Annotated in this window: 7 protein-coding genes; 5 read left to right on the top strand and 2 right to left on the bottom strand. The window is 73.9% G+C overall.

Features of this window, described 5'->3' with window-relative positions; genetic code table 11:
- The 3 genes from HGA02_RS08655 to HGA02_RS08645 all read left to right on the top strand — a co-directional run.
- Positions 1 to 660, top strand: a 660-nt coding sequence (locus HGA02_RS08655) for a uracil-DNA glycosylase (RefSeq protein ID WP_168678675.1), incomplete at its 5' end; no start/stop codon positions are given.
- Positions 661 to 761: 101 nt separating this feature from the next.
- The gene (locus tag HGA02_RS08650; protein WP_425483048.1) at positions 762 to 1,724 is read left to right on the top strand and encodes a glycoside hydrolase family 113; all 963 of its coding nucleotides are present in this window, start codon (positions 762 to 764) and stop codon (positions 1,722 to 1,724) included.
- A 421-nt stretch (positions 1,725 to 2,145) separates the two neighbouring features.
- Positions 2,146 to 3,255, top strand: a complete 1,110-nt coding sequence (locus HGA02_RS08645) for an LLM class flavin-dependent oxidoreductase (protein ID WP_168678674.1) — start codon at positions 2,146 to 2,148, stop codon at positions 3,253 to 3,255.
- Between the two features lie 68 nt (positions 3,256 to 3,323).
- On the opposite strand, the gene HGA02_RS08640 is transcribed toward HGA02_RS08645, so the two are convergent.
- On the bottom strand, positions 3,324 to 4,658 hold the full coding sequence (locus HGA02_RS08640) for an alpha/beta fold hydrolase (protein WP_246247584.1): 1,335 nt from the start codon (positions 4,656 to 4,658) through the stop codon (positions 3,324 to 3,326).
- A gap of 42 nt (positions 4,659 to 4,700) precedes the next feature.
- Positions 4,701 to 4,880: a DUF1918 domain-containing protein gene (locus tag HGA02_RS08635; RefSeq protein WP_124341762.1), complete on the bottom strand. Its 180-nt coding sequence runs from the start codon at positions 4,878 to 4,880 to the stop codon at positions 4,701 to 4,703.
- A gap of 138 nt (positions 4,881 to 5,018) precedes the next feature.
- Here HGA02_RS08635 and HGA02_RS08630 point away from each other — a divergent pair, with 138 nt between their 5' ends.
- Positions 5,019 to 5,204: an antitoxin gene (locus HGA02_RS08630; RefSeq protein WP_124341763.1), complete on the top strand. Its 186-nt coding sequence runs from the start codon at positions 5,019 to 5,021 to the stop codon at positions 5,202 to 5,204.
- 59 nt (positions 5,205 to 5,263) lie between these two features.
- Complete coding sequence (locus HGA02_RS08625) at positions 5,264 to 5,704, top strand: nitroreductase family deazaflavin-dependent oxidoreductase (protein WP_168678673.1); 441 nt, start codon at positions 5,264 to 5,266, stop codon at positions 5,702 to 5,704.
- Positions 5,705 to 5,825 lie beyond the last annotated feature (121 nt).

Here is a 5,825-nt window from a genome sequence, read left to right as displayed (position 1 = left end):
CGGCTCGTCGCGTGGCGCGAGGAGGTCGCCGAGGTCAAGCGCGCCGCCTTCCGCGACGAGACGTACTGGGCGCGACCGGTCCCGGGCTTCGGCGACCCTCAGGCGGGCGTGCTCGTCGTGGGCCTGGCGCCCGCCGCGCACGGTGCCAACCGCACGGGCCGGATGTTCACGGGCGACCGGTCGGGCGACTTCCTGTTCGCGTCGATGCACCGGACGGGGTTCGCGTCGCAGGCGCTGTCGACGCGCGCCGACGACGGCCTGACGCTCACGGGGATCCGCGTGACGGCCCCCGTGCGGTGCGCGCCTCCCGCGAACGCACCGACCCCCGGCGAGCGCCGGACGTGCGGGCCGTACCTGGCGCGCGAGGTCGAGCTCGTCGACGCGGCCGTGATGGTCGTGCTGGGCGGGTTCGGGTGGCAGGCGGTGCTGACGACGCTGGCCGAGCAGGGGTGGGACGTGCCGCGTCCGCGACCGGCCTTCGGGCACGGCGTCGAGGTGCGGCTGCGACGCCCGGACGCCGGACGCGGGCGGACCACGCTGACGCTCCTCGGCTGCTTCCACGTGAGCCAGCAGAACACCTTCACGGGCCGGCTCACGCCCGCGATGCTCGACGCGGTGCTCGAGCGGGCGCGCGCGCTCGTCGCTGACGACGACGCGTAACGGTGCTCCTCCGACGCATGGACCACTAAGTTCAGTCGACTGAATAAGTCGTCTACGCTGTCCGGGACGTTGCGACGGAGCGGCGTCGGACAGGAGGCGACGTGAGCGAGCAGATCCCCGGCGGGTACGTCGCCGGCATGACGTGGGGCTGGACCGGCGTCCGCGGCACCTGGGACGGCCCGGCGGCTGAGCGATCGATGGACCTCATGGTCGAGCGCCTCGGCGTCACCTGGACCGCCGTCACGTTCGCCGCCTACCAGGACACCGCGCAGTCGGTCGACATCCGCTGGACCGAGCCGCCCACGGTCACCGACGACGAGATCCGGTGGGCGGTCCGCGCCGCCAAGGCCCGCGGGCTGCGCGTCGTCCTCAAGCCCGTCGTCAACGTCGCGGACGGCACCTGGCGCGCGCACATCAACTTCTTCGACCACGACGTGCCGTGCGAGCCGACGTGGTCCGAGTGGTTCGCGTCGTACACCGCCTACGTCGTCCACCACGCGCGGATCGCCGCCGAGGAGGGCGTCGAGATGCTCTGCGTCGGCTGCGAGATGGTCCAGACGGACCGCCGGGCGGACGAGTGGCGCGCGCTGATCGCGTCTGTCCGCGAGGTGTACGACGGCCTCGTCACCTACAACTGCGACAAGTACCAGGAGGACCGCGTCACCTGGTGGGACGCCGTCGACGTGATCTCGTCCTCCGGCTACTACCCCGTCGACGACTGGGAGAACCAGCTCGACCGCATCGAGCCCGTCGTCGAGCGGTGGGGCAAGCCGTTCTTCTTCATGGAGGCCGGCTGCCCCAGCCGCGAGGGGTCGCCCGCGCTCCCGAACGACTGGTCGCTGCGCGGGGCACCGTCGCAGGAGGCGCAGGTCGACTGGTACGAGGCCGCCTTCACCGCGAGCGCCCGCCGCCCGTGGGTCCAGGGCTTCATGCTGTGGGACTGGCCCGCGTCCCTGTACGACGAGGCCGACGCCGCGACGAACGACGACTACTGCATGTACGGCAAGGCCGCCGAGGCCACCGTCCGCGAGGCGTACACGGAGCGCACGACGACGCGTGTCTAGCGACGCCGGGCGGGTGGTCGACGACGATTCCGCTGGCCACCCGTCCCGATCCCCTCCACGCTGGCCGACATGGAGACGGCACCGGCGCAGGGCGAGGACGCACGCGAGCGCGAGACGTGGCCGGTGCGCGGTGACCTGCCGCGCGACGCCGCACGCCCACCGGCCGACACGACGCGTGGCGCGGCGACCGACACGCACGACGACGAGGTGCCGACGCCCGACGACGCGGGTCCGAGGCCGCACCCGCCGGGTGTTCCCGCGGGACCCCTCCCGATGTCCGACGATGCAGCGCCGCGGCCGCGCTCGGAGGGCGTTCCCGCGGGACCGCGCTGGTGGCGCTGGTGGGGCTGACACCGCCCGACCGGTGGGACGCGTGGGCCGCCGCCCTCCGACCACGAGCCGCGCGTCGTAGCGTGCGCACGTGACGCCGCGCCTCGAGCTCTCGTTCCTCACGTTCGTCCCCTACGACGACCCCGCCGACGCCGGCAGGTCGCTGCGCGACGCGGTCGACCTGTTCCGGTTCGCCGAGGAGCTCGGCTACGACGTCGGCTGGGTGCGCGTCCGGCACCTCGAACGGTTCCTGTCCTCGCCGTTCCCCCTGTTCTCGGCGATCGCCGAGCGCACCACCCGCCTGCGGTTCGGCACGGCCGTCCTGCCGATGCGGTATGCGGACCCGGTGTCCGTCGCGGAGGACGCCGCGACCGTCGACCTGCTGTCGGGCGGGCGGCTCGAGCTCGGCGTCGCGGGCGGGATCAAGCCGGCCGCCGCGATCCTCGACGGCGTGTACGGCGCCGGCGAGCGGTCGTTCGACGACGAGTCGCAGGACCGGATCGCCCGTCTGCGGGCCGCGCTGCGCGGCGAGCCCGTGGCCGTCGCACCGTCGTCGGGCTTCCCGATCGCCGAACCCGGCACGCCGCTGACCGTCACGCCGCACAGCCCGGGCCTCGCCGACCGCGTCTGGTACGGCCCGGGATCGCGCGCCACGGCCGTCCGGACCGCGGAGCAGGGCATGGACCTGCTCGTCTCGACCCTCAACACCGAGGACGACGGGCGCTCCTTCGAGGAAGGTCAACGCGACCAGATCCTCGCCTACAAGGACGCGTTCGACGTACCCGGCCGAACACCCCGCGTGGTCGCGGGCCGCATCGTGCTGCCGAGCGTCACGCCCGCCGACGACGACCTCTTCGCGGAGTACGTCGCCTGGTACGCGGGTCGTTTCGACTCGCGCGGGCGCCCCCACCCCGGCACCGGCTTCGGCGTCTTCTCGCCGACCCACCACGGCCCGGCCGACGCGGTCGTCGAGAGCCTCCGAGCCGACGTCGCGCTGCGCGAGGCCACCGGGCTCGACGTGGTCCTGCCCGCGAACGCGTCGCACGCCATGAGCCGCCGCATCCTCGAGAACGTCGCGACCTCCGTCGCCCCCCACCTCGGCTGGACGCCGCGGACCGCGTCGTCCGACGACACCGCGCTGCGGCCGGGCGTCACGCTCGACGGCAGTGCCGCGCCGCTCGACCTCATGGAGGACCGGTGACGCGCGTCGACGTCGGGACCGCCCACCGGCGCTGAGTCGACGCCCCGGCATCAGGCCGGATGCGTCGCTCAGCGGCCCGTGACCGACCAGACGCCGTCCACCAGGTCGACGAGGCGCGGCAGGATCGTGTCGCCCGCGACGCGCAGCCCGTCGTGCAGGTGCTCGTTCGTGATCCACACCTGCACGTTCCCGACAGCGTCGGCGGTGCGCAGCGCCAGGTCGAGGTCGACGTACGGGTCGTCGTAGTACTGCACGGCCGCGACGGGCACGTCGTTCGACGCGAGCCGGTCGAGGTCGTACAGCTCCGGCCAGTCGGTCCGCTCGGCGAGCAGGTGCGCGGCCGCCTCGAACGGGCGCAGCGCCGCCTGCTGCGCGTACATCCAGGGGTACATCGCCTCGCCGGTGAGCAGCAGCGGGCGGGCGTCCGACGCGAATGCCGGTCGCCGGTCGTGCTCCGCGGCCGCCGCCCACCCGCCCGCGCGCTCGCCCTGGTGGTAGATGACCTCCTGCAGCACCGCGTACAGCGGGTTCGTCTCGAAGCCGGTGCGCGCCGCGACCTCGGCGAGGAACGGCACCGACGGCTCGCCCGTCGCGTCGTCGAGCGCCGTGTCGAGCAGCCAGTGCAGGCCGCTGATCCCCGTGCTCATCCCGAGCGACATGCCGAGCGTCTGCAACCGCTCGACCGTGAGCACGTCGCCGCCCGGCAGCACGACGTCCCCGGCGGCGGCCCGGTCCGCGAGCGCGCCGAGCAGCGCCACGTCGTCGGGGTGCTGCCGCGCGAGCTCGCGGTTGCGCGCCTCCTGCCGGTCTAACGTGTGCCGGTAGACCGTCTCGGCGTCGACCGTCAGCGGCGGCAGGCCGCCCGTCACGTAGCAGCGGGTCAGCGCCTCGGGGTGCCGCGACAGGTACGTCATGGTGAGGAACCCGCCGTACGACTGCCCGAGCGTCGCCCACCGCCGCCCGCCGAAGACGGTCGCGCGCAGGTGCTCGGCGTCGGCCACGATCGCGTCGCCGCGGAAGCACGCGAGGTAGTCGGCGACGGTCGCGGCGTCGGCACCGGACGCGGTCATCCGCTCGACCGTTCGGGCGTCGACGCGCGACGACCGGCCCGTCCCGCGCTGGTCCAGCAGCACGACGCGGTGCTTCTCGAGCGCCTGCGCGAGCCAGCCGCCCTGCGTGGGCCGCGGGCCCATCCCGCCGGGTCCGCCCTGCAGGAACAGCAGCAGGGGCAGGTCGTCCGAGGCACGACGCGGGTCGACGACCTCGCGCGCGAACACCTCGATGTCCCCGAACCGCGCGGGGTCCGCGCGGTCGACCGGGACGCGCACCCGGTGGTCCCGCACGACGAACCCCGTCATGCGGTACCCGTCGTCCTGGCCGTCCACGCCCGACCGCTCACCCATGCGCGTCAGCGTAGGGGCGCCGGCCGGCCGTCGGCCGCGGACTCAGGCCCGTGCCTCCACCGACACGTCAGGCCCGGGGAAGACGAGGCTCTCGTGCCCGTCGTCGAACTTCACCAGGTACGGCCCGTCGGAGCCGCGCGCCTCCACGACCGTCCCGCGGCGATCCGTCGTCCCGACCGTCCGGCCGTGGACGACCACCGTGTCACCCACCTCAGCGTGCATCGTCGCTCACCTCGACACCCAGGCTAGACACCGGCGCCCGCGCCCACCACGTCTCCCGACAGGCGGGTCCGCCGAGCGGCCCGCAGACTGGCGGATGCCGGGGCCGTCCGGCGACCCCCACGAGCCGCAGGAGACGACATGGGCATCGACGACCTGGTCAGCAAGGCGAAGGGCGCCCTGCAGGGCCACGAGGAGCAGGCGAAGGACGCGCTCGACCGCGCCGCCGGAGTCGTGAAGTCGCGCACGGACGACGGCACGGACGCGAAGGTCGACGAGGTCGTCGAGAAGGCCAAGGACTTCCTCGACCAGCAGAAGAAGCACTGACCCCTCCGCCCGGCGTGCGCGGCGGGAATGACGCCACGAGACCGAAGGTTGCGACCGACATGCCTCTGACCGGTGAGTACGCACCCAGCACGTCCGAGTGGGCCCGCAAGCAGGCCGAGCTCTTCGAGGCCACCGACGGCCGCGAGGGGAACACCCTGCAGGGCAAGCCCGTCATCGTCCTGACCTCCGTCGGGGCGACGAGCGGCAAGCTCCGCAAGAACGCGCTCATGCGCGTCGAGCACGAGGGCCGGTACGCGGTCGTCGCGTCGAAGGGCGGCACGCCGGAGAACCCCGCCTGGTACCACAACCTCGTCGCGCACCCCCACGTCGAGCTGCAGGACGGCGCCGTGAAGCGCGACTACGAGGCGCACGAGGCGACGGGCGCCGAGCGCGACGAGTGGTGGGCGCGCGCGACCGCGGTCTGGCCCGCGTACGACAGCTACCAGACGAAGACGGACCGCCTGATCCCGGTCTTCGTCCTCACGCCGATCGAGCCCTGACCCGACGACGACCGGCAGACGGGCCGGCTGCGACGCACACCGCGTCCGGCCGGCCCGTTGCGCGTCTGCTCCCGTCCACGCGCGTCGTGCCGCGCCGCTCCGCGCGGCCCGCGCAGACCCC

The sequence above is a fragment of the Cellulomonas septica genome (assembly GCF_012396155.1).
Classification (GTDB): Bacteria; Actinomycetota; Actinomycetes; order Actinomycetales; family Cellulomonadaceae; genus Cellulomonas; species Cellulomonas septica.
Note: the sequence above shows the minus strand (reverse complement) of the source record. Positions and strands in the feature narration are given on the sequence as shown.

Coding starts and splice junctions, on each gene's coding strand:
- HGA02_RS08635 (WP_124341762.1), bottom strand. CDS start 4,880: ATGCACGCTGAGGTGGGTGACACGGTGGTCGTCCACGGCCGGACGGTC.
- HGA02_RS08640 (WP_246247584.1), bottom strand. CDS start 4,658: ATGGGTGAGCGGTCGGGCGTGGACGGCCAGGACGACGGGTACCGCATG.
- HGA02_RS08630 (WP_124341763.1), top strand. CDS start 5,019: ATGGGCATCGACGACCTGGTCAGCAAGGCGAAGGGCGCCCTGCAGGGC.
- HGA02_RS08625 (WP_168678673.1), top strand. CDS start 5,264: ATGCCTCTGACCGGTGAGTACGCACCCAGCACGTCCGAGTGGGCCCGC.